General features: G+C 66.1%; 23 protein-coding genes. 2 read left to right on the top strand and 21 right to left on the bottom strand.

Annotation, left to right across the window (positions count from 1 at the left end; genetic code table 11):
* Positions 1–3 precede the first annotated feature (3 nt).
* The 6 genes from phnK to phnG are packed head-to-tail and all read right to left on the bottom strand — an operon-like array spanning position 4 to position 4384.
* Entirely contained in the window at positions 4–789 is a 786-nt protein-coding gene (gene phnK / locus ACE3Q6_RS17775) for a phosphonate C-P lyase system protein PhnK (RefSeq protein WP_374435363.1), read from the bottom strand.
* Positions 786–1664, bottom strand: coding sequence for an alpha-D-ribose 1-methylphosphonate 5-phosphate C-P-lyase PhnJ (locus tag ACE3Q6_RS17770; protein WP_374435361.1), 879 nt, complete (start codon positions 1662–1664; stop codon positions 786–788). The genes phnK and ACE3Q6_RS17770 overlap by 4 nt, the downstream gene beginning before the upstream one ends.
* Positions 1664–2254, bottom strand: a complete 591-nt coding sequence (locus ACE3Q6_RS17765) for a histidine phosphatase family protein (protein WP_374435359.1) — start codon at positions 2252–2254, stop codon at positions 1664–1666. Before ACE3Q6_RS17765 ends, ACE3Q6_RS17770 begins: the two co-directional genes overlap by 1 nt.
* On the bottom strand, positions 2251–3357 hold the full coding sequence (locus tag ACE3Q6_RS17760) for a carbon-phosphorus lyase complex subunit PhnI (protein ID WP_374435357.1): 1107 nt from the start codon (positions 3355–3357) through the stop codon (positions 2251–2253). Before ACE3Q6_RS17760 ends, ACE3Q6_RS17765 begins: the two co-directional genes overlap by 4 nt.
* Positions 3357–3938, bottom strand: a complete 582-nt coding sequence (gene phnH, locus ACE3Q6_RS17755; protein ID WP_374435355.1) for a phosphonate C-P lyase system protein PhnH — start codon at positions 3936–3938, stop codon at positions 3357–3359. Before phnH ends, ACE3Q6_RS17760 begins: the two co-directional genes overlap by 1 nt.
* Entirely contained in the window at positions 3935–4384 is a 450-nt protein-coding gene (phnG, locus tag ACE3Q6_RS17750) for a phosphonate C-P lyase system protein PhnG (protein WP_374435352.1), read from the bottom strand. Before phnG ends, phnH begins: the two co-directional genes overlap by 4 nt.
* Before the next feature lie 112 nt (positions 4385–4496).
* Between phnG and phnF the strand changes: the two genes are divergently transcribed.
* Entirely contained in the window at positions 4497–5210 is a 714-nt protein-coding gene (phnF, locus tag ACE3Q6_RS17745; protein WP_374435350.1) for a phosphonate metabolism transcriptional regulator PhnF, read from the top strand.
* Here the strand turns inward: phnF and ACE3Q6_RS17740 are convergent.
* The 11 genes from ACE3Q6_RS17740 to ACE3Q6_RS17690 all read right to left on the bottom strand — a co-directional run bounded on the left by ACE3Q6_RS17740 (position 5201) and on the right by ACE3Q6_RS17690 (position 15329).
* Positions 5201–5818 (bottom strand): chloramphenicol acetyltransferase, encoded by a 618-nt coding sequence (locus ACE3Q6_RS17740; RefSeq protein WP_374435347.1) that lies wholly within the window; start codon positions 5816–5818, stop codon positions 5201–5203. The two genes, phnF and ACE3Q6_RS17740, sit on opposite strands and share 10 nt — an antisense overlap.
* 1 nt (position 5819) lies before the next feature.
* A complete protein-coding gene (gene phnE, locus ACE3Q6_RS17735) occupies positions 5820–7142 on the bottom strand; it encodes a phosphonate ABC transporter, permease protein PhnE (RefSeq protein WP_374435345.1) in 1323 nt (440 codons plus the stop codon).
* 111 nt (positions 7143–7253) lie between these two features.
* Entirely contained in the window at positions 7254–8057 is an 804-nt protein-coding gene (phnE, locus tag ACE3Q6_RS17730) for a phosphonate ABC transporter, permease protein PhnE (RefSeq protein ID WP_374435343.1), read from the bottom strand.
* Positions 8058–8198: 141 nt separating this feature from the next.
* A complete protein-coding gene (phnD, locus tag ACE3Q6_RS17725) occupies positions 8199–9095 on the bottom strand; it encodes a phosphonate ABC transporter substrate-binding protein (RefSeq protein WP_374435341.1) in 897 nt (298 codons plus the stop codon).
* 49 nt (positions 9096–9144) lie between these two features.
* Positions 9145–9963: a phosphonate ABC transporter ATP-binding protein gene (gene phnC, locus ACE3Q6_RS17720; RefSeq protein ID WP_374435338.1), complete on the bottom strand. Its 819-nt coding sequence runs from the start codon at positions 9961–9963 to the stop codon at positions 9145–9147.
* Between the two features lie 84 nt (positions 9964–10047).
* Complete coding sequence (locus ACE3Q6_RS17715) at positions 10048–10956, bottom strand: lysophospholipid acyltransferase family protein (RefSeq protein WP_374435335.1); 909 nt, start codon at positions 10954–10956, stop codon at positions 10048–10050.
* Between the two features lie 10 nt (positions 10957–10966).
* The gene (locus ACE3Q6_RS17710) at positions 10967–12202 is read right to left on the bottom strand and encodes an alpha-D-ribose 1-methylphosphonate 5-triphosphate diphosphatase (RefSeq protein WP_374435333.1); all 1236 of its coding nucleotides are present in this window, start codon (positions 12200–12202) and stop codon (positions 10967–10969) included.
* Entirely contained in the window at positions 12199–12867 is a 669-nt protein-coding gene (locus tag ACE3Q6_RS17705; protein ID WP_374435331.1) for a class I SAM-dependent methyltransferase, read from the bottom strand. The genes ACE3Q6_RS17710 and ACE3Q6_RS17705 overlap by 4 nt, the downstream gene beginning before the upstream one ends.
* Positions 12864–13658 carry a phosphonate ABC transporter, permease protein PhnE gene (gene phnE, locus ACE3Q6_RS17700; protein WP_374435329.1) on the bottom strand — a complete coding sequence of 265 codons (795 nt, stop codon included), beginning with the start codon at positions 13656–13658 and terminating at the stop codon, positions 12864–12866. Before phnE (ACE3Q6_RS17700) ends, ACE3Q6_RS17705 begins: the two co-directional genes overlap by 4 nt.
* A complete protein-coding gene (locus ACE3Q6_RS17695) occupies positions 13655–14455 on the bottom strand; it encodes a phosphonate ABC transporter ATP-binding protein (protein WP_374435327.1) in 801 nt (266 codons plus the stop codon). The genes phnE (ACE3Q6_RS17700) and ACE3Q6_RS17695 overlap by 4 nt, the downstream gene beginning before the upstream one ends.
* 7 nt (positions 14456–14462) lie before the next feature.
* Positions 14463–15329, bottom strand: coding sequence for a PhnD/SsuA/transferrin family substrate-binding protein (locus ACE3Q6_RS17690; RefSeq protein ID WP_374435325.1), 867 nt, complete (start codon positions 15327–15329; stop codon positions 14463–14465).
* A gap of 891 nt (positions 15330–16220) precedes the next feature.
* Here ACE3Q6_RS17690 and ACE3Q6_RS17685 point away from each other — a divergent pair.
* Positions 16221–16697, top strand: coding sequence for a universal stress protein (locus tag ACE3Q6_RS17685; RefSeq protein WP_374435323.1), 477 nt, complete (start codon positions 16221–16223; stop codon positions 16695–16697).
* Between the two features lie 161 nt (positions 16698–16858).
* On the opposite strand, the gene ACE3Q6_RS17680 is transcribed toward ACE3Q6_RS17685, so the two are convergent.
* The 4 genes from ACE3Q6_RS17680 to ACE3Q6_RS17665 form a co-directional block, all read right to left on the bottom strand.
* The gene (locus tag ACE3Q6_RS17680; RefSeq protein ID WP_374435321.1) at positions 16859–17389 is read right to left on the bottom strand and encodes a cytochrome c; all 531 of its coding nucleotides are present in this window, start codon (positions 17387–17389) and stop codon (positions 16859–16861) included.
* An 11-nt stretch (positions 17390–17400) separates the two neighbouring features.
* Positions 17401–18804 carry an FAD-binding oxidoreductase gene (locus tag ACE3Q6_RS17675; protein ID WP_374435319.1) on the bottom strand — a complete coding sequence of 468 codons (1404 nt, stop codon included), beginning with the start codon at positions 18802–18804 and terminating at the stop codon, positions 17401–17403.
* A gap of 277 nt (positions 18805–19081) precedes the next feature.
* Positions 19082–20452: a GAF domain-containing protein gene (locus ACE3Q6_RS17670; protein WP_374435316.1), complete on the bottom strand. Its 1371-nt coding sequence runs from the start codon at positions 20450–20452 to the stop codon at positions 19082–19084.
* A gap of 89 nt (positions 20453–20541) precedes the next feature.
* Complete coding sequence (locus ACE3Q6_RS17665; RefSeq protein ID WP_374435314.1) at positions 20542–20970, bottom strand: hypothetical protein; 429 nt, start codon at positions 20968–20970, stop codon at positions 20542–20544.
* Positions 20971–20998 lie beyond the last annotated feature (28 nt).

Raw genomic sequence — 20998 nt, 5'->3', positions numbered from 1 at the left:
GGGTTACACCTGAAGGACGGATGAGACGAGCAGCTGGGTATAGGCGTGCTGCGGGTCGTCGAGGACCTGGTCGGTCAGGCCCTGCTCCACCACGCGGCCCGATTTCATCACCATCAGGCGGTGGGCCAGCAGGCGCACGACGGCAAGGTCGTGGGTCACGATGATGACCGACAGGCCAAGGTCGCGGACGAGGCCGCGCAACAGGTCCAGAAGCCGGGCCTGTACGCTGACGTCGAGGCCCCCCGTCGGTTCGTCCATGAAGACAAGGCGCGGCGAGGTGACGAGGTTCCGCGCGATCTGCAGCCGCTGCTGCATCCCGCCAGAAAAGGCCGAGGGCCGGTCGTCCACCCGGTCCGCCGCGATTTCCACCCGCCCGAGCCAGTCGACCGCCTTGCCGCGGATCTGGCCAAAGTGTCGGGCACCGACGGCCATCAGGCGCTCGCCCACGTTGCCGCCCGCCGAGACTCCCATCCGCAACCCGTCGCGCGGGTTCTGGTGGACATAGGCCCAGTCAGTCCGGGACAGGCGACGCCGGTCGGTCTCGGACATCCCCAGCACGTCGCGGCCGTCATAGCTGATCCGGCCAAGGTCCGGCCGTTGGTGGCCCGCGAGACAGGACAGGAGCGTGGATTTCCCCGAACCGCTTTCCCCGACGATCCCCAGCACCTCGCCGGGATGAAGGTCGAAGGAAACATCCGCACAGCCGATGCGGGGGCCATAGCGTTTCGTCAGGCCCTCGACCTTCAGAAGGGGCTGATCGGTCGCCACCAGCTTTTCCACCACTGTCATGCCGCGCCCTCCGGTTCGGGCGCCCAGAGACGTCCCTTCATTCCCTGCGCCCGTCGTCCGGCGCAGAAATCGGTGTCGGAACAGACGAACATCCGCCCGCCCTGGTCGTCGGTGATCACTTCGTCGAGATAGCTGTCCTTCGCACCGCACAGGTCGCAGTGGTGGGGGGCCTTCGAGGTCTCGAACGGGTGGTCGTCGAAATCGAGGCTCACTGCCTCGCTGAAGGGTGGCAGGGCATAGATCCGCTGCTCGCGCCCTGCACCGAAGAGCTGGATCGCCGGGTTGCCGGACAGCTTCGGGTTGTCGAACTTCGGGATCGGCGAGGGGTCCATCACATAGCGGCCCTCGACCTTCACCGGGTAGGCGTAAGAGGTCGCGATCTGGCCGTGCCGTGCGATGTCCTCGTAAAGCTTCACATGCATCAGCCCGTATTCCTCCAGCTCGTGCATCTTCCGCGTCTCGGTTTCGCGCGGTTCGAGGAAGCGAAGCGGTTCCGGGATCGGGACCTGGTAGACGAGGATCTGGCCCTCGGTCAGCGGGGTCTCGGGGATGCGGTGGCGGGTCTGGATGACGGTGGCCTCTGTCGTCGCTTCGGTGACTTCAACCCCGGCAGTGCGTTGGAAGAAGCGGCGGATGCTGACCGCGTTCGTGGTGTCGTCCGCGCCCTGGTCGATGACCTTCAGCCGGTCTTCGGGCACGAGGCAGGCCGCCGTCACCTGCACCCCGCCCGTGCCCCAGCCGTAGGGCATCGGCATCTCGCGGCTGGCAAACGGGACCTGGTAGCCCGGCACAGCGATGCTCTTCAGGATCGCGCGGCGGATCATCCGCTTCGTCTGCTCGTCCAGGTAGGCGAAATTGTAGGCTTGATCGGTCATCAGATCGTTCTCCAGTCCGGATCGGTCGTCCAGCCCGGCAGCTGGATGACGAAGTAACTGCCCCCGCCCGCCGGCTGGTCTTCGGACCGGCTGATCGGCCGGCCAAGGCAGGCGCAGCGCAGGAGGGTGCCCACGGCGCCGTGCGATACGATCAGGATGTCGCCGGTGGCCGCATCCAGTTCAGCGAGAGTTCGGACGGCCGCCACGATGCGTGCCTGCGCCGCGCGGGCGCTTTCCCAGCCCCGGACCCGCTGATCCGGGTGGGCGAAGAAGGTATCCGCCATCGCCTCGAACTCTGCCGAAGGAAGGTAGCCGGTCGCCGAACGGTCGTTCTCGCCAAGCGAGCATACGACCTTCGGCTCCAGCCCAAGGTGGGCCGCATGGATGGCCGCCCCGTCGCGCGCCTTGCGTTCGTCACTGCAGTAGACCGAGGTGACCGCAGCAAGGAGGGGGCTACGAGAGAAGGTTTCGTGCCGTGACCGCCCGAGTTGGTTCAGCGGCCAGTCCGGCACGGGACGCAAGGGGTCGATCTCGACCTGCGCATGGGTGACGAAGATGATCCGTCGGGACGCTTGGTCCGGCGTAGTCATTCCGCCGCCTCCTGCATGGCCATCGCCTCGGCGCGCAGCTTGCGGACCAACTCAAGCTCTGCCTGAAAGTCGACGTAGTGGGGCAGCTTGATGTGTTCGAGGAAGCCCGTGGCCTGGATGTTGTCGCAGTGCATCAGGACGAACTCCTCGTCCTGCGCAGGGGCGCCGGTGAAGTCCTCGCCCAGTTCCTGCCAACGCAAGCTCCGGTCGACGAGGGACATGGCGATGGCCTTCCGTTCCGACTGGCCCATGACGAGCCCATAGCCCCGGGTGAACTGCGGCGGTTCGCTGCGCGAGCCCTTGAATTGGTTGACCGTCTCGCATTCGGTCAGTTCGATCTCGCCGATCTCGACCGCAAAGCCGAGTTCGGGGATCTCCACCTCGACCGCCACGGTGCCGATGCGCAGTTCGCCCACGAAGGCATGGGTCCGGCCGTAGCCGCGCTGGGTGGAGTAGGCCATCGAGAGGACAAATCCCTCGTCGCCCCGGGCCAGTGCCTGGAGACGGAGGGGGCGGTCGGCGGGAAGCTCCATCGGCTCCCGCGTAAGGTCGGGTGGCGTTGCGTCGGACGCCTCGGCGGTTTCGATCAGGCCATCGCGGTTGAGGAAGCTGGTGACATGGGGAACGCGGGTTGCCCCCTCACCCCGGCCCTCTCCCCCGAGGGGAGAGGGAGGCGCGCTGCGCGGCGTCTCACCCTCGGCCATCAGGGTGAAATCCAGCAGACGATGCGTGTAGTCGAAGGTCGGTCCGAGCACCTGGCCGCCCGGCAGGTCCTTGAACGTGGCGCTGATGCGCCGGTCGACGGTCATCGCGGCCGTCTCCACCGGGCGCGAACCCGCAAGGCGGGGAAGCGTGGTCCTGTAAGCGCGGATCAGGAAGACCGCCTCGATCAGGTCGCCGCGCGCCTGCTTGATCGCCAGCGCGGCGAGGTCGAGGTCGTAAAGCGAGCCCTCGGCCATCACCCGGTTCACCGCCAGCCTCATCTGCTCGCGGATCTGCGGAATGGTCAGCTCGGGAACGGCCGGGTCGCCCCGACGTTCGTCGGCCAGCCACTCGTGCGCGTTGTCGATGGCGCGTTCGCCACCCTTGACGGCCACATACATCAGATCGCCTCCACGCGGGTGGACCGGGGCAGACCGGCGATGAGGTCGCCGGCGGTGAAAAGCGCGTCGAACCCCAGGGGGAAGAGCGCCCGGTTCGCGCGGAAGGCCGCCGTTTCGGGCAGGTTCAGCCAGGTGGCCGTCTCGATCCCGGGACCAGTCAGGGTGGGGCCGTGGTTTACCAACCGGTCCACCTCGACGATCAGCGTGGCCGAGCGGTCGGGATAGTCCGGCAGGCCGATCCGGAAGCGGGTGACGGGCTGCAAGGTGTCCCAAGTCCCCACCGCAAAATCGGCCTCTTCAGCGGTAGAGATCGGCGCGCCGATGTGGAAAGCGACCCAGTCGCGGACCGACGGGCAGTCGGCGGGACCGGCAAGGTGCAGGCGCGTCGTCGGGTCGGTCAGGACGAGGAGAGCCGTCCCGGCAGCAATCGACAAAGGTTCGGGAGGAATTGCACCCTGGATCCGACGGATCGTGCCGGGGCGCGCCATCGCCTCGAGGATCTCGCGGAAGGCGCGGGCGGACTGGACGGGGGCTTCGGTGAAACCGCCTTCGAGGGCGTCGTTCAGTCGTGGGGCGTTCATTTGTCCTCTCCCCGGACCATGGTGAAGAAATCGACCTTGGTGCCGGCTGCCTTTGCGGCGCGGGTGGCACGGGCGGCTTGCGCCTCGGTCTCCAATGGGCGCAGGACTTGCTCGGCCAGTTCCGCCGCCCGGTCGGTCTGCATCAGCGCATCCACCGCTGCTGCACGCAGCGCATGGGCCTTGTCGCGACCCTGCACCCAGGCGTGACCGACCTCTCCCGTCTCCAGCCGGACCGAGGCACGGGTGACCGTCATCTCGCCAAGGTTGAAGGCCGCCCCGGTGCCGCCAACCCGACCCCGCACCATCACCGCTCCGATCTCGGGCTGGCGCAGGACGTGGTGGGGAGGCAGGTCTGGGAAAAGCAGGACCAGCCGAGCCGGCGGGGCCTTTGCAAGTGTTGCCATCCAGGTCTTGCGGACAAGCGGCGCTGCGTCGGTCATCGTCATCTCGACAGGTTAAGGGGGTTGTCTAGCTTCCTATACAACTATACAAATCTTACCTGACGCACGACCTTTGGCCAACCGAAGAGTTGTGAATTTTTGATGACAGGAGAAGCGCTTGGCTAAAGACACTCTCTGGTCGGCGATTGCGACGACGCTGACCGATGAGCTCCAGGCCGGGCATTACCGGCCCGGGGACAAGCTGCCGACCGAGGCCGCCCTTTCGGCACGTTTCGGGGTGAACCGCCACACCGTGCGCCAGGCCTTGGCGTCGCTGGCGGAACAGGGCCTTGTCCACTCCCGCCGCGGGGCCGGGGTGTTCGTGGCGCAGAGGCCCACCGACTATCCCCTGGGTCGCCGGGTCCGCTTCCACCAGAACGTGCTGGCAGCCGGCCAGACCCCTTCGCGCCGGATCGCCCGGGCCGAGACCCGCCCCTGCGACTCGGAAGAGGCGCGGGCACTGCGGCTGAAACCGGGCGAGGCGGTGCATGTGGTGGAAGGCGTCTCGATGGCGGACGGGCAGCCCATCGCGACTTTCCGGTCGGTGTTCCCGGCAGGACGGTTCCCCGCACTTCTGGCGCGCGTGCAGGAAACCGGCTCGATCACCCAATCCCTCGCGGCGTCCGGGCTGCCGGACTACACCCGGGCCGAGACACGGCTGACGGCGCAGTTGGCCGACCCGGTGCTTGCTGTGGCGCTTGCCGTGAAGGCTGGTGCACCGGTGATGCGGACGGTGGCCGTGAATGTGGACCCAGGCGGCAAACCGGTGGAGTTGGGCACCACCTGGTTTGCCGGGGAGAGGGTGACACTGACGGTGGCGGATCAGCCCTGATATTTCTCCAGGAACGCCTCGGCCTTCAGCGCACGGAAATCGAGGAGCGCGGCGCGGAGGCGTTCGTGGCTCCAATCCCACCAGGCCAGCGCCATCAGCCGGTCAGCGATGCCGGGGGCGAAGCGGGGACGCAGGGGTTGGGCCGGGATGCCGGCCATGATCATGTAGGGCGGCACGTCCTTGGTCACGACGGCTCCCGAGGCAAAGACGGCTCCTGCCCCGATGGTGACCTCGGGCTTCACGATGACGCCGTGGCCTAGCCAGGTATCCGGCCCGATCACTGTCCGGCGGCTGGCGCGATGGGCCATGAACTCTGCGTCGTCGGGAATGTCGTCCCAGTAGCTCGTCGAGCGGTAAAGGAAGTGGTGCAGGCTCGCATTCTCCATCGGGTGGTCCGTTGGCCCGATCCGGGTCATTGCGGCGATGTTGGCGAACTTGCCCACGGTGGTGTTGGCGATGTCCGACAGCCGGTCGCAGTAGGCATAGTCCTCGAAGCTCGAGTTCAGGACGCGGCTGCCTTCACCCACCTCGCACCAGGCACCGAAGGTGGAATTCACGATCATGCAGCCGGGATGAACGAAGGGCTCGGTGGCGGAGAGTTTCGGCACCTTACGCCCCCTTGATGAGCTTGCGGCGCAGCCAGCCGGAGAGGCTGTCCATCAGCATCACCATCAGCACGATCAGGACCATGTAGTAGGCGACTTCCTCCCAGTCCTTCTGGGTGATGATCGCCTGGGTCAGAAGAAGCCCGATCCCGCCGCCGACGATGGCGCCGATGACGGTGGCGCTGCGGGTGTTCGATTCCAGGTAGTAGAGGATCTGGGAAAGAAGAACCGGCGTGATCTGCGGGATCACCCCGAAGCGGGCGCGCTGCAGGGTGTTCGCGCCGGTGGACTGGATGCCCTCGACCTGTTTCTCGTCGATGTTCTCCAGCGCCTCCGAGAAGGTCTTGCCGAAGGTGCCCGCGTCGGTGATCGCGATGGCGATGGCCCCGGTCATCGGCCCCGGCCCGAAGGCGCGGGACAGGATGATGGTCCAGATCAGCCCGTCGACGCCCCGGATGAAGTCGAAAACGCGGCGGGCGGCAAAGCGCAGGGGGCCAAGCGGCATGAAGTTCCGGGCGGCGAGGAAGCCCAGCGGCAGCGCCACCAGCGCGGCGGTCATCGTGCCGAGGAAGGCCATGAGGATCGTCTCGAAGATCGCCCAGGCCACGTCGCCATGCCGCCACATCTTGTTGGTCCAGAATTCCGAGGCCATGTAGCCGAGGTTCGTGCGGTCCGGGTCGATCCGGTCGCCCGTGGTGGCCAGGACGACCAGCTCTCCGAACCCCTTGCCGTAGAACGGGCTGTCGAGCGTGAAGAACCACAGCTCCCAGCCGGGTTCATACTTGAAGGTCTCGACCTTGGACCGGGAGTAGTTGAAGCGCCCCGCCTCGGTGGTGACCGAGACCTTGTTCTCAGCCACGGAAATCCAGTCGGGGATGGGCTCGGGAGCGGTCAGGACGGGCTTGCCGCCCTCGGGCCGGATGTCGATGGTGCCGTAGCCGGGAACCACGTAGCGCGCGCCCTGGTCGTCGTAGGTGACGATGTGACCTTGCCCGAGGTCGATGGTCGTCGTTGCTCCGACGATGGTCACCCAGTCGGGGAGCATGCCGTCGGGATAGGTCCCCTTGTTCTCGCCCTCGATGGCGACGGTGACCTTGTCGGTCCGGTTGTCGCGAGTGACATGGGTCTTGTGCGACCAGAAATCGCCCAGAAGGATCGCCGCATTGTCGAAGCGGGCGCGTTGGGCGAGGCCCGCAAGGTCGAAGCTGATCGCCGCATAGACGAGGTAGGCGATGATCGCCGCCGGGATGGCGAAGGCCAGGCGGCGTTTCCGTGTGAAGCTGGCGGTGACGGTGTCGGCAAGGCTGGGGGAGAGGGTGGCGGTCATTGGTGCGGCCCTTGGGCTGGCGTGGGTGCCCCCCACCCCATCCCTCCCCCACGCGGGGGGAGGGAGGCGCGAGGTGGCAGAGGTTGCGCGACGGGGCGGCGAGGCGGGACATCAGACCCCCTTCACCAGCTTCTGGCGGTAGCGGTCGGAGATCTGGTCGATCACGACGATGGTCACGAAAAGGAGCGCGAAGATCGCCACGACCTCGTCATAGCGCCCCTGGCCCCATTGCATCGCAAGCTTGAGGTCGTGGCCGATGCCGCCCTCGCCCACGAAACCCAGGATCGCGCTGGCACGCACGTTGATCTCGAACCGCAGGAGCGCGTAGCTGAGCCAGTTCGGCGCGACCTGGGGGATCACGCCCAGCCACATGCGCTGCGACCAGTTCGCCCCGACCGAGGCCAATCCCTCGACGGGCTTCAGATCGGCGTTTTCGGCCACTTCGGAGAAGAGCTTGCCCAGGGCGCCGCCGGTGTGCAGCGCGATGGCGATGACGGCGGGGACCGGGCCGCCGCCGAGGATGTAGATCAGGACCAGCGCGATGACGATCTCGGGGATGGCGCGCAGGCCGTCCATCGTGCGGCGGAAGACGGGGATGAGGGCGGGCCAGCGGGCAAGGCCGCGGGTGGCCAGCAGCGAAAGCGACACGGCCATCAGCGCACCGATCAGGGTGGCGACGGCGGCGATGTTCAGCGTCTCGATCAGGGCCGGGATGTGGTCCCAGAAGATCGCAGGCAGAAGGGCGCGCTTTTCCCAGGCTTCCGACAGGACTTCGGACGGGAAAGCGAAGATCTGGTGCAGACCGTCGAGGAAGCCGCCGGCATTGCGGTCCTCGGCCAGCGCCCAGCCCGAGGCCATGAGCGCCACGAAGACGACCAGAAGGATGCCGCCATACATCCGCTTGCGGCGGACCATGTCCAAATAAGCCTCGCGCGGGTCGGCAAGGTTGGGGCGTCGACCCGGTTCGGGTCCGAATGCGGCGTCTACCATGAAGGGGTCCAAGAAATGGAAAAGGCCGGACCCCGGGGAGCGTCGGGGTCCGGCCGGTGGGATGGCTCAGGTGCCTTCCTGCATCTTCCGGGCGGCGAGGATGCCGTCATAGGCCTTGTGCTCGACCGGGACGAAGTCCTTTGCCTCGCCCGCGGCGACCGCATAGGCGCATTCGGGGTCGGTTTCCCAGAGGTTCGCTGTCAGCTCGGTGACCTTGTCCTTCACGTCCTGCGGCAGAGCCTTGCGGACGACCATCGGACCTTCCGGGATCAGGGTCGAGCGCCAGATTTCCACGAGGTTCGACATGTCGACGAGGCCCGCGTCGGCGGCCTTGCGGAAGGCGCCCGAGTTGTAGCCGTCTTCCCAGTTGCCCAGGCCGTCGGCCCAGCTGACCCCCGCGTCGAAGTCGCCGTTGGCGACGCCGACGATGGTCTGCTCATGCCCGCCGGACATCTTCACTTCGCCGAAATAGGTCTTCAGGTCGCCATAGTTGGCCGCCAGTTCCGCGCCGGGCACCAGGTAGCCCGAGGTGGAGTTCGGGTCGGCGAAGGCGAAGACCTTGCCCTTGGCATCCTCGATCGAGGTGATGCCGGTGTCCTTGCGCGTGAAGCCGATCGAGTAGTAGCCGGTCGAGCCGTCAACTTTCTGCTTGGTGAGCTTGACCTCCACCGCTTCCGGGTCGGTCAGGTAGACCTTGGCGTAGGCCGAGGCGCCGAGCCAGGCATAGTCGAGCGTGCCACCCAGCAGTCCCTGGATCACGCCGTCATAATCGGCCGGGGTGAAAAGCTTGACCGGGACGCCAAGCTCGGCCTCGATCTTGGCGCGGAAGCATTCGTTCGAGGTCAGGCGGTCCTGGGCGTTCTCACCGCCGAGGATGCCGATGTTGAATTCCTTGATCTCCTGCGCCGTCGCGGCAGAGGCGAGCAGGGCAGCCAGGGCGGTTGCAGTCAGCAGCTTTTGCATGGGGTCTCCATGAGGTTGTGGCCGGATGGCCGGGAAACGAGTGGGCGGGTCACGACAGCATGAGGTCCGCGTAGGTGCGGTCCGGGCTGGTGTCGGTGGGGATCGAGGTCGAGGTGGCGGCCTCGTTGAAGCTGGCGTCGGCGCCGTAGATGTCGCGGGCGACGCCGGTGGACAGCTGGTCGGGCGTTCCGTCAAACACGATGCGGCCGTCGCGCATGCCAATGACGCGGTCGCAGTAGCGCCGCGCGGTGTCGAGCGTGTGGAGGTTGGCGATGACCATGCGCCCGTCTTCCACGTTGATGCGCTTCAGGGTGTCCATCACCACTTGCGCGTTCATCGGGTCGAGGCTGGCGATGGGTTCGTCAGCAAGGATGATCTTCGGGTCCTGCATCAGCGCGCGGGCGATGGCGACGCGCTGTTGCTGGCCTCCGGACAGGGCTTCGGCCCGCTTGGTGGCCTGTTCGGCGATACCGAGGCGGTCGAGGATCTCCAGCGCCCGCAGGATGTCGGCGCGGGGCCAGAGGTTGAACATCGTCTGCAGGGTGGAACGGCGGTTCAGGATACCGTGGAGCACGTTCGAGGCGACATCCATCCGGGGCACGAGGTTGAACTGCTGGAAGATCATCGCGCAGTTGGACTGCCAGGCGCGGGCCTCGGAGCCCTTCAGGGAAAGAACGTCGCGGCCCTCGACACGGATCTGACCTGCAGTCGCGTCAAGCAGCCGGTTCATCATGCGCAGGAAGGTGGACTTCCCCGCGCCGGAGCGGCCGATGATACCCACAAAGGCGGGGCGGTCGATCTGGAAGCTGATGTTGTCGACGGCGGCCTTCTGGCCGAACATCCGCGTCACGTTTGCCACTTCCAGCATCGGTGGTCCCTTCGCTTTGGTCTGGGACGGTCCTAGCGGCTGGATGTGACAGGTCTCCGAAAGCTGAATGAAGCTTGTGTGACGCTACCACTTCACATGGCGGGGCCAGATGTAGGTCTCGTCGATGTCCTTCAGCGCCGGCGCGGCGAGCGCCATGCACCGGCGGCGAAGGTTTGCGGCGATCTGGTCGCGGTCAAGGTGAGCAAGCTCCGACGCTGCAATTGGTGCCCCGATCCGCAGTTCGACCGGGCGGCCCATCCGGCGGCGGGTTTCGTGGAAGATCAGCGCGACGCGCAGCGGGTAGGACGTATGGCTCGCGATCTGGAAGAGGCGGGAGTTCTGGCCCGCGAAATGCACCGGCAGGGTCGTGACGCCGGGGATCGTTGCCAGTCGCCCGACGAAGGGGTGCCAAGGGGAATCCACGGCGCGACCGGTCAGCGGCTTGTTCGCCGTGGCCACCCCGCCCGCCGGGAAGACCGCGACGACCTTCCCTGCCGCCAGAAGCTCGGCTGCCCGACGGCGGGTCTCGGCGGTCAGGCGGCGCGCTTCGGGCGTGCCCGAGAAGTCGACCGGAAGAAGATAGGGATCAACCTCCGGCACCCGGCAGAGGAGGCTGTTCGTCAGGATGCGGACATTGCCACGAAGCTGGATCCCCAGGTGACCGAGGGTCAGGCCGTCCACCACGCCGAACGGGTGGTTCGCCACCAGTAGGAGGCCGCCTGTCGCTGGAACCGATTGCAGATGGTCCGCCCCTGCGACGACCTGCGGCGTGATGCCGAGCTGCCTCAGCGCGGCCGAGAAGGCGGGTACGCCCGGCAAGCTGTCGCCCCAGGCCCAGTCGAGGTAGAGCCGGCGCAGTTTCGGTTGGCCGGTCAACGCCTCGACCGCGCGGATGAGGCCACGGCGAAAGCGGCTCTGGCCGGGGTGGGCATAGGTGAAATCGACCTGCGGGGCGGCGGGCAGCGTGGTGAAGTTGGCAAGCGCGTCGAACATCGGGCTCTCCTTAGAGGGCAGGCTCGGGTTGCGGAACCAGGGGCAGTGCGGAGTAGCCGGGGCGACCGGAGACCCATGTGCGCAAGGGTGCCGGGACTTGGCCATCGGGCCAGTCGAGCAGAAGGAGGTCGGCGCGCTGGCCGGGGGCGATGCGGCCGCGGTCGGTGAGGCCCATCGCACGGGCGGGGTTCAGGGAGACAAGCTTCCACAGCGCAGCCAGAGGAGCCACCCGATCTGCATGAAGGCGCACCATCGCCCCCAGCATCGCGGGGTAGAAGTAGTCCGAAGCCAGGATGTCGCACAGCCCGCGCGCGATCATCTCGGCCGCGCCCGGGCTGCCCAGATGACTGCCGCCGCGCATCGCATTCGGCGCCCCGAGGATGATGGGGTCGCCAGCGTCGCGGGCAGCGAGAAAGACGCGTTCGTGCATCGGGAATTCTGCCACAGTCGCGCCCAGACCGCGGTAGTAGGTGCGGGTCTCGACCTGACTGTCGTCGTGGGACAGCATCGGTGCCTTCTGCGCCCGGGCCAGCTCGGCGATGCGGGCGATATGGGCGGGAACCTCGGGACGCCGGTCCCAGACGCGGGTGAGAAGAGCCACATAAGCTTCGGGCGAGACATTGGCGCGGCGTGCCTGGTCGGCCATTTTCTTCAGAAAACGTGGGGCGTCGAAGGGAGTGACCGGGTAATCGGGCACATGGTCGAAGGGCCGGTCTTGCAGGGCAAGATCGGGATGCAGAAGCATCGCGGTGGTATGGTCGTTGAAGGCCAGCGCCGGACGGTCCGGTCCGGCAAGAACATGGACAATCAGGGGCTCCGCCTCTTTGCAGAAGGTTTCCCACCTGAGCTGCAGGCGGTTCTCGGCGGTAAGGCGCGGGCGCAGGGCCTCCAGCACGCGAACCACTTGCCATCCGGTATCGACGCTGCGGAGGCCCGGCTCCCAGCTTAGCGTCAAGGCGTGGTAGGCGGTGGCGATGCCGTTCGCGGCCAACTGGCGGTCCGTTTCCAGCAGCGCGGTTTCCACCGGCACCATCACACCGGGACGCGGCATGATCTGGCGTTCGAACGCATCGCCGTGGACGTCCACGAAGGCCGGGGCAAGCAGGCGACCCCGCGCGGGGATCACATTCGCCCCGTCGCGCGCCACGTCGATCCCGGTGATCCGGCCGGCTTCGATCCGGATCGAGGCGACCTCCACCCGGTCTTCAAGAATGACGCGCGCGCCTTCGATCAGCTCGGCACTCATGCCAGACGCTCCGCCAACAGGTGCCAGTGCCAGGAGCCGGGCTTTTCATGCGGGCGGTCGAACAGAGTGAAGACCTCGAATCCCCACATCAGCGAAAGAAGGTCGGGCGCGGTGCAGAAGTAATGCGGGTGGACCTTGTCACCCGGGCCCTCGAAGACCCAGGTGTTGCGACTGATCTCGCGCCCCTTGGCCTTAGCCTGTTCGACCGGCAGGCGGCGGGCCGACAGCATCGTCGCCATGAAGGTGCCACCGGGCCGCAGGACCCGGGCGACCTCGGCCAGCGTCCGCCGGACGACGCTTTCGTCGCCGTGGTAGATCACGTTCCAGGCGAGCACATGGTCAAAGCTGGCGCTGTCGAACGGGAGATCCGTCATCGGGGCCTGCACTGTCTGGACGGTAAGGCCCTTGGCGAAGGCGGCGGCAGCGACGGCGGCGGTCGCGGCCTCCGACGCGTCAAGCGCGGTGACCTCGTGCCCCGCTTCGACAAAGGCCAGCGCGTGGCGGCCGATCCCGGCGCCGAGGTCCAGGATCCGCGACCCCAAAGCCAGCGTGCTGGCATGGTCGATGGCCCAGGGCTCGGGCATCGCCCAGGGGCTGGTGCCATCGGCTTTCTGCCATTCCGCATTCCAGTAAAGATGCGCGGTATCCGTGACCATCCGGTTCATATCAGCTTCCTTCTGATCCAGCCCGAGCCCTGCTCGACGGCGATGACCAGCGCGAGCATCATCAGGATGATGGCAAGCGCCTCGTCGTAGTTGAAAAGGTCGAAGGCGACCTTGAGATCGACCCCGATGCCACCGGCACCGACCAGCCCCAAGGCGGCCGACCCCCGCACGGATTTCTCCAGCGCGAAAAGCGAGGTGGCGGTGAAGGACGGCAGGCAGGCGGGGATCACGGCAGACCCGATGATGCCAAGCCGCGAAGCCCCGATGGCGCGCAGCGCGTCCTGTGGACCGGGGTCGGTCTCCTCCATCACCTCGGCGAAGAAGCGCCCTGCGAAGCCGATCTTGTCGACCATGATCGCCATGACGCCGGCGGCGGGGCCAAGGCCGACGATGATGATGAAGATGATCGCCCAGACCAGGTCCGGCACCGTGCGGAAAAGCGCGATCACCGCGCGGGCGGCGTGACGAATGATGGGGTGGGGCGAGAGACGGTCCGTGGCAAGGATCGCGAAGGGGAACGCAAGGATCAGGCCCAGGAAACAGCCCGCGACGGCCATCTGCAGCGTTTCCAGAAGCTTCCAGCCGATCGGGACAATTCGGGTGAAGTCCGGGGGAAACATCTGCGTCAGCATCCCCGACGGCGCGAAGAGCCGGGCAAGACCGCTGCCCAGCCTGTCGAGGGGCGGCGCGGTGGCGGCGACCGAGGTGGCCACCAGCGCCAGGACGGCGAGGAGGGCCGCGTATTCCGCAAGACTGCGGTGCTGGAAGCGGGTGGTGGTGACGGTGGTCATGCGGCCTCGGCGTGGTCGAAGAAGTGGCGCAGGCCGGTGGCGTCGGCGCGGCTGGTGGCCGTGTCCAGTGCGATGCGGCCATTGGCGAGACCGAGGATCCGGTCGGAGTAGCGCAGCGTGTGCTCCAGCCGGTGCGAGATCACGAGAAGCGAGAGCCCGTCGTCGCGGACAAGGTTCAGAAGAAGGGACATGACCTCTTCCCCCGTCTGCGGATCAAGGCTGGCGTCGGGCTCATCGGCCAGGATCAGCCGCGGACGCTGCATCAGCATGCGGGCAATGGCGACACGCTGCTGCTGGCCACCCGAAAGGCTGTCGACCCGGACGAGCGCCCGCTCGGCCAGGCCCACGCGGGAAAGGCAGGCCATCGCCTCGTCGCGGACGGCGGCGGGGGCAAGCGACTGCACCCAGACGCGGGGGCCGGACATCCTGGCCTGGACACCGTGGATGACGTTCGACAGCGCTGATAGCCGGGGAACAAGGTTGTGGCGCTGCCAGACGATCCCGACCTCGGCCCGGACCTGGCGCAAGGCCCGGGGCGCAAGTGCGGTCATGTCGCGGTCCAGAAGCCTGATCTTGCCCGATGTCGGCTCGACCAGACGCACAAGACAGCGCAGAAGGGTCGACTTGCCCGACCCGTTGGCGCCGATCAGCGCCGTGGCCTGTCCGGCCGGAAGCGTGAAGTCGAGCCCGCGCAGGACCTCGCGGCCAGGGAAGTCCTTGGTCAGGCCAGTGACGGAAAGGACCGGCTCTGCCAGGGCAGAACCGGCCAGCGCCTGTGGGGAGAGAGGCGCGTTCATCGCGGGATCACTCGCCCACGAACTCGGTGAACTCGGTGATGCCGATGTTCTTGAACATCTCGCGCACCACGTCGTAGTCGGAATTCGTCACGGTCGGGTTGAACTTGCCGCCGATGTATTTGGCGTTTTCTTCCGTGCTGGTCAGCGCGGCCAGGATCTCCGTGCCGTGGTCGGCAAAGGCCTTGCGGACAGTCTCGACCACCTCGGGCGCGACCTTGGACGAGGCAAGGAGGATGTCGTCGGGCAGTTGCTCGCCCTTCACGAGGACGCGGAACTTCTGGTCGGGGAACTTCTCGGTGATGCTGTCGATATGGGTGCGGTTCAGGCCGATCCCGGCGATCTCGCCCTTGATGAGCGCCTCGACCGCGACGTTGCGGTTCAGGAACACGGGCTCGTAGTCGACGGCATAGGTCAAGCCGGCTTTTGCCAGCAGGTCGACCGGCCCGAGGTGCTGCGAAGTCGATCCGATCTCGCCGAACGAAATCTTCTGGCCCTTCAGGTCAGCGGGGGCCTTCACGGCGCTGCCGTCCAGAACCACGACGGTCGAGTAGTAGTCCGGGCGCACCCAGGTCACGACCGGCTGGGCGTCCAGTCGGGCGTTGAACACCACATACTCCGCCGGGCCGGTCAGGACGAAGTCGATCTGGTCAGCGGCCATCGCCTCGACTGCGACTGTGCGGCCGGAGACCGGGAAGAATTCGACCTTCAGCCCGGACGCGGCCTCGAATGCCTCCTTGAACGGCCCCATCTCGCGCTGGAGCGCTTCCATTCCGTCGATGTCGGTGACAGCGAAGCGGATGGTGTCCTGTGCAGCGAGCGGGGTCGCTGTGGCAAGACCGAGAACCACGAGACCGGAGGCAAGCAGATGCTTCATTTGGCAAGGCTTCCTGTTCAAGTTGAAACTGAACAGGTGGTAGCACCTAGGGATGACAGAGAAGCGACATCTGCTTCACAGCGATGCAACAGATATTCGCCGACCGCACGGACCCATGGGTCTACTAAAGGCGCTGCCCACGAACGAGTTGCTGGCGAGGGTTGAAGCCGCGCTGAAACGGTAGGCGACCCGCCAACTGCGGTCTCTGTAAGCGTGTGCTTCTCCCCGTTGTGGATCATGCCGCCGATCGCGCGACCGTGGAACATGGGAGTTACGGGTGCCCCGGATCGGCTGGCGCAAAACGCATCTCCCTCGCTGAGTCCGGTTCTTTCTAGGACTTCGCTACTCTCCCGCACGACCGGTGCCCCTGGGGATGTCGAGCCATTCCATGCGTGGACGACCATAGTCAGGAAGTCTTGGACGCCCTATTCAGTGTTGTTAATCGCTTGAACCCCACAGGGACGCAGGATCAGGTGGCACGAAGGGGCTCAAGCTCGGTCCCGTCGCAGAAGTGAGACCCGGGCTTCTATGGCATGACTACGGATCCGCAGACCCGCACGCAGATGGGCAGGCACTTGGTCTTGTAGCTCCCACGTGACCGTGATCGGGCTTTCGCCTGTCCGGGCTTGGAAGCGAGGTGGTCCGCAGTAGAGGAACGATGCGCTTCGCCATTGCCGCGCTAACCGTTGTGCACGATCCGGTGGTCGCTCGCGCATAGTTTGGTCGTCCTGCACTCATCAGAGCGATTAAACTGTCACGACGAGTCTGAGCGGCATTCCCATTAGAAGCAGTGTCTTGGGGACGCTATCGGCAAGCATGGTTGTTCAACACGTGCTGAAGGAGTAAACTGCTCCCTACTCGGACATGCGTCACCACCCGTGGGAGGCCGCCATGTATCGCACGATCCTTCTGGCCTATGATGGCTCGTTGGAAGGTCGACTTGCGCTTCGAGAGGGTGCGCGTCTCGCAAAACTTTGTCAGGCTCGCGTTGTTCTCGTCGCAGTGGTCGAGGTGGGCCCAGAAGTCTACGCCAGCGACTTTGGCGCGATCTACGCTTCAGCGGACCGCAGCCCCGGGGTGCAGAAGATCCTGGACGAGGGTCTGGAGCGCCTGAAGCGAATGGGCCTTTCTCCGGAGGGACGGCTTGAGCGAGGTGCACCCGCAGAACGTATCACAAGTGTCGCCAAGGACGTGGCAGCTGACCTGGTGGTCGTAGGACATCACAAACAGGGTGTCCTGGCTCGGTGGCTGAATGGTTCGGTGACCACAGACTTAAGCAACATGCTCGCCTGCAGCCTCTTGGTCGCGCGACTTGAAGTCACGGAGGCGGAGCTGTTCACAGCGGGTGCGGATAATCCGCCCCGCTGAAAAGAACATCAGCATCGCGGATCTTCACACGACGAGCTGGCGCAAGGCTCTGACGATAAGCAGTGCCTGGGGAGTGCAAGAACCACACCGACCTGGTCGTCAACTAGGTAAGTCGAAGGAAGTCTGCGCGAGCCGAACAACGGGCTCGCGCAGTCGCTCGATCATTTGCCCGGCGGCACCACTCGCATGACAAATGAAGGTGCGGGTTCACCTGGCGCGACCGGTCCGGGAACTTCGTTCGCCACTGGATCCAGTGATTGCAGGTAGGCCGCGATCGCGTAGGCGTCCTCGTCGCTGAGCGCCGATAGGTTCGGCCAAGGCATGACCGGGACGAGTCCACGCCCCTCTGGTGTGGCGCCGGTGCGGATCGCGGCGACGATCTGGTCCGTGGTCCAGTTTCCGAGTCCGGACGCGTCGGGCGTCAGGTTCGGGCCGTAGAAGATACCAAGGCCCGGGATCTCGAATCCCACCTCCGACCCGCCCAGGAAGCGCGTGTGGTCGGGCTGGCCCAGGAAATAGCCGGGCGTGTGGCAGTCACTGCAGCCAGAGATCTGCACGAGATAGCGGCCACGTTCGAGTTGCGCCTCGTCTGCGCGGGAGGTGCCGGGGATCAAGACGGCCAGGAGGAGGGAGATTGCCGAGGCGAGAAGCTCGGGCTGGCGGCCGTGGCGTGGGGTTCGGAGTTTCCTCATCGTCGTCTCCATTATTCCGCGGCCAGCGCAGCGGTGCGGATGTCAAGCGCGTCGCGGACACCACGACCCGCGAACAGGCCCTTCGGGTCATGGATCCGGGCGAGCGCGGCGATCCGGTCAAGGACGGCGGCGCTCAGGCAATCCTCCATCCGTCCGGGACGGGCGAGGTCGGCGTGGCCGACGTAGCGGCCCGTGGTGACGGGGGCCAGCCGGTCCATCCCCTCGCGGAGCCAGGCGAGGTTCGCCGCGTCGTCCGCGGGCGACGTCCAGGTGCCGTGCATGATGCCGCAGACCGGGCCAATCCGGGACAGGGCCGCATCGGGCAGGTTGCGCGTCAGGGCCGAGTTCCGGCCGTAGATCACGCCGATCGCGTTCGACATTGCCGAGGGCGCCTCAACGACCATGCGGGCCAGGCCTTCGAAAGTGGTCTCGGGGTCCTGGCTCCACAGGCAGTCGACGCCATAGCGCGCGCCGTCGGGGAAGCTTTGGTCGACGATCGCGTAAAGGGTGGCAAAGTCGATAGGTGTGGCGGGAGTCATGGTAAGCGCGCCCGCGGGCACCATGTCCCCGACGTTGCGGGCGATGCCGGTGATCTCGGTCATCGAGCCGCCGTAAACGGATAGTATCACCGTGGCGAACTTTGCATCGCCCAGGCCCAGGTGCGGCGGGGCCGCAGCCAGCGACAGCGAGATTTCGGCATAGCTCGGCAGGACATTGGCGAGGCGCTTCATGCTGGCCGTCACATCGGCCACGCGGGCGATCGGATAGGTCCAGGTGCTGACCGCCATCGCGGGCGGCAACGGCATGAGGCGGAGCCAGAAGCGGGTGACGATCCCGAAGAAGAGCGGTCCCGCCCCGCGCAGCGCCCAGAAGATGTCGGCGTGCTGGGTGGCGCTGGCGATCACCACGCTGCCGTCGGCCAGCACGACCTCGGCCTTCTCGATCAGGTGGCAGGCCGGGCCCCAGGTGCCCTCGTTCCAGCCGAAACCGCCGCCGAGGAGATAGCCGCCCATCGCGACGTCGCCGCAATGGCCGACCGGGAAGGCAAGCCCCTCGGCCGTCAGCGCCACCGAAAGCGCCAGGTTCTTGGCCGCGGGTTCGATCTCGGCGATGCGGGACAGGCGGTCGATGGACACGGCGTTCAGCGCAGAGAGGTCAAGGGCCACCCCGTCCTGGAGCGCGATCGCCGACCAGTTGTGTCCGCCCGACCGCGCCGAGACGCGATAGCCATTGGCTGCGGCGTAACGGACGGCGGCCTGGACATCGGCGGTCGAGGTCGCCTGGACGATCACGCGAGGGGTCGCCTGCGGCTTGCGCCCGTTCCAGACGAACCCCTCGTGCGCGGCGGCAAAACCCGCCTCTCCCTCGGCGATCACGGTGCCGCCGACCTGAATGCGGAGATCTTCAATATGCATGGTCAAGTTCCTAGCTGATATATGTGTGGGTGCCGGGAATACGCCGGCCAAGGCACTGAAACGCCGGCCTTTTCAAGGCCGTTAGTCCAAGAGCATCGCGAAAGGGGCAGCGCCTCTCCGGGCCACCCTTACGGTGCCGGATGCTGGCCATCTGATCCCCGTCGCGGTGTTCAGGTGAACGGCTGCACACTTACTGTGCGAGGCGGCAGAGGTCTCGCTAAGTGTTTCGGCAAGGATCCTTAAAAGGTTCTTAACTGCCGAAAGCGGTTTGACGGGATCAGTCTTCCTGCAAGACTAAATTGGCCCGGACGTCCAGTCGAAAGCGCCCCCGGCCAGTCTTCTCGATTTGGATCTGCAACGCCTTTTCGCGAAGCCGCCGCTCCAGAAGCACGAGCCGGGCCTCGAGATTCTCGGCATGCGACGGCAGGCGCAGTTCTGGCGATAGTCGCAGTTCGCGGTTGGTGAACTCGCTCGCGCCCGTGGTGACATGCGCCCGGACCAGCTTCCACAAAATCGCCCCTGCGACGCCCTTGATGACATAGTCGCTTGCGGCGAAGACGCTGTCATCGGCAGCGTAGTGACGCAAGACCAGCGTATCGCTGTGTCTGCTTTGCGAATGCGATGCGACCAATGGCGGGACCTCGTCCTCGCCCGCAAGAGCTGCAGCGCTCGCGGACAGGGCCGAAGCGATGCATCCCAGGATGTCCTCCTCGCGATGCCCGAAACGCAAAGACTGGGTGCTTTCTGCAAAAAGCACCCCGGTCAGCTGGCGCTGCCAAAGCATCGGCAGTGCTATCTGGCTTTGCGGCTTGGACAGCCCGGGGAACGGAACAAGCCGACTTTCCGGCGCTCCCACCCCGGCTTCGGCGAGAACCTTGTCGCGCACTGCGCTCCCGTAAAGGTAGGCAGAAGACATGTGGTCGATGCGAATGGCAACCTTCTCACGCGCGGCCACGCCAATCACCCCGTCGCCGATGCGCACCTCCGCCCCGATACCAGAGGCGGAATAGCCCCAGGTCGCCACCGCATCCAGCGCGCCGCGGGAGTCGTCCGGAACAAGGATCATCAGATTGGTAATGCCGAGATGCCGTGCAATAGCGTCCAGGGTGAGGTCGAACAGCTCGCCCAGGGTCGTGGCGCGGGCCATGTCAGCCAGGACACGCCGCAAGGCCGGAAGCGCGGGGACGGGCGGTTGCGGGCGCACGAGCCGGGGCGGCGCGACGCAGCGGATCTCTCGAACACGGAAGATATCCGCGCCCATCGGCCGGAAGATGCTTTCCATCCCGGTATGCGAGGCAATCCCTGCGAGACGGGCCTTCATCGTCTCGAAGATCGGACCTTCAGATTCGGTGGCCTCAAAGTCGAGGTCGAGCTGGTAGAAGGCCACGGTCATCGGGTCGATCAGTTCCACCGATGCGAAGCGGGTCGAAAGAATGTTGCGCCGCGTCTTATTGAAGAACTGGTAGCTAAGCGCCACGCGGCCGTGATCGACATAGTGGACCTGGCTGATGAACGAGACATTCGGGATGCCTGCGGGATCGACGGTCGCCAGCGTGGCGGGCACGATGCCATCGAAACAGTCGCGGATCATATCGAGAGTGACCGGCTCACCGTCCGCGTCGACGCCTGCAACGGGCTTGCCGTTCATAGCGCCCGTCCCGCGCCTGGCCCGGGGGTCTGTTCGAAAGCCTCCTGTGCCGGGAAGCTCAGGACGGACAAGGGCGAGGTGCTGTAGTCTCAAAAGGCCTGCACGAACCGGGGCGGCTCTCCGACTGCGGCCAAGATCTGGGCGAAGGCTTCGGTCTGCTGCCGGACATAGTCCTCGTCTTCCCGCTGCAGCTCTTCCGTTTTGGAGGAGAACCCTTTGATCTGGACGGTGCGATGCGAAAGCGGCGCGCTGAAGGTCACCGCGATCGGGCCGCCCGACCGCGCGGCTGATGTGATTGCCGTGTTGCCGTCCTCCACATAGACAATGCGGATCGTCCCATCCCCGACTACGCGCGCGGCAAGCGCTCGACCGGTGCGCGCCTGGCCCGCTGGCCCAGCGACTCCCATGACGATGCTGACCCCGCTTTCTATGAAGGCGGCGATCTGGTGGGAAAATCCGGCGCCATTTCTGGATGCCGTGACATCTTGGTTACGGATGTCTTCCGTAGATTTCCGCATCAGTGCATGACCCAGCTCATGCCGAAAA

The organism is Tabrizicola sp. (assembly GCF_041913445.1).
Lineage (GTDB): Bacteria > Pseudomonadota > Alphaproteobacteria > Rhodobacterales > Rhodobacteraceae > Tabrizicola.
Note: the sequence above shows the minus strand (reverse complement) of the source record. Positions and strands in the feature narration are given on the sequence as shown.

Excerpts from the sequence above, each read along its gene's own strand:
- phnK (WP_374435363.1), bottom strand. The coding sequence starts at position 789 with ATGACAGTGGTGGAAAAGCTGGTGGCGACCGATCAGCCCCTTCTGAAG.
- ACE3Q6_RS17770 (WP_374435361.1), bottom strand. The coding sequence starts at position 1,664 with ATGACCGATCAAGCCTACAATTTCGCCTACCTGGACGAGCAGACGAAG.
- ACE3Q6_RS17765 (WP_374435359.1), bottom strand. The coding sequence starts at position 2,254 with ATGACTACGCCGGACCAAGCGTCCCGACGGATCATCTTCGTCACCCAT.
- ACE3Q6_RS17760 (WP_374435357.1), bottom strand. The coding sequence starts at position 3,357 with ATGTATGTGGCCGTCAAGGGTGGCGAACGCGCCATCGACAACGCGCAC.
- phnH (WP_374435355.1), bottom strand. The coding sequence starts at position 3,938 with ATGAACGCCCCACGACTGAACGACGCCCTCGAAGGCGGTTTCACCGAA.
- phnG (WP_374435352.1), bottom strand. The coding sequence starts at position 4,384 with ATGACGATGACCGACGCAGCGCCGCTTGTCCGCAAGACCTGGATGGCA.
- phnE (WP_374435345.1), bottom strand. The coding sequence starts at position 7,142 with ATGACCGCCACCCTCTCCCCCAGCCTTGCCGACACCGTCACCGCCAGC.
- phnE (WP_374435343.1), bottom strand. The coding sequence starts at position 8,057 with ATGGTCCGCCGCAAGCGGATGTATGGCGGCATCCTTCTGGTCGTCTTC.
- phnD (WP_374435341.1), bottom strand. The coding sequence starts at position 9,095 with ATGCAAAAGCTGCTGACTGCAACCGCCCTGGCTGCCCTGCTCGCCTCT.
- phnC (WP_374435338.1), bottom strand. The coding sequence starts at position 9,963 with ATGCTGGAAGTGGCAAACGTGACGCGGATGTTCGGCCAGAAGGCCGCC.
- ACE3Q6_RS17715 (WP_374435335.1), bottom strand. The coding sequence starts at position 10,956 with ATGTTCGACGCGCTTGCCAACTTCACCACGCTGCCCGCCGCCCCGCAG.
- ACE3Q6_RS17710 (WP_374435333.1), bottom strand. The coding sequence starts at position 12,202 with ATGAGTGCCGAGCTGATCGAAGGCGCGCGCGTCATTCTTGAAGACCGG.
- ACE3Q6_RS17705 (WP_374435331.1), bottom strand. The coding sequence starts at position 12,867 with ATGAACCGGATGGTCACGGATACCGCGCATCTTTACTGGAATGCGGAA.
- phnE (WP_374435329.1), bottom strand. The coding sequence starts at position 13,658 with ATGACCACCGTCACCACCACCCGCTTCCAGCACCGCAGTCTTGCGGAA.
- ACE3Q6_RS17695 (WP_374435327.1), bottom strand. The coding sequence starts at position 14,455 with ATGAACGCGCCTCTCTCCCCACAGGCGCTGGCCGGTTCTGCCCTGGCA.
- ACE3Q6_RS17690 (WP_374435325.1), bottom strand. The coding sequence starts at position 15,329 with ATGAAGCATCTGCTTGCCTCCGGTCTCGTGGTTCTCGGTCTTGCCACA.
- ACE3Q6_RS17685 (WP_374435323.1), top strand. The coding sequence starts at position 16,221 with ATGTATCGCACGATCCTTCTGGCCTATGATGGCTCGTTGGAAGGTCGA.
- ACE3Q6_RS17680 (WP_374435321.1), bottom strand. The coding sequence starts at position 17,389 with ATGAGGAAACTCCGAACCCCACGCCACGGCCGCCAGCCCGAGCTTCTC.
- ACE3Q6_RS17675 (WP_374435319.1), bottom strand. The coding sequence starts at position 18,804 with ATGCATATTGAAGATCTCCGCATTCAGGTCGGCGGCACCGTGATCGCC.
- ACE3Q6_RS17670 (WP_374435316.1), bottom strand. The coding sequence starts at position 20,452 with ATGAACGGCAAGCCCGTTGCAGGCGTCGACGCGGACGGTGAGCCGGTC.
- ACE3Q6_RS17665 (WP_374435314.1), bottom strand. The coding sequence starts at position 20,970 with ATGCGGAAATCTACGGAAGACATCCGTAACCAAGATGTCACGGCATCC.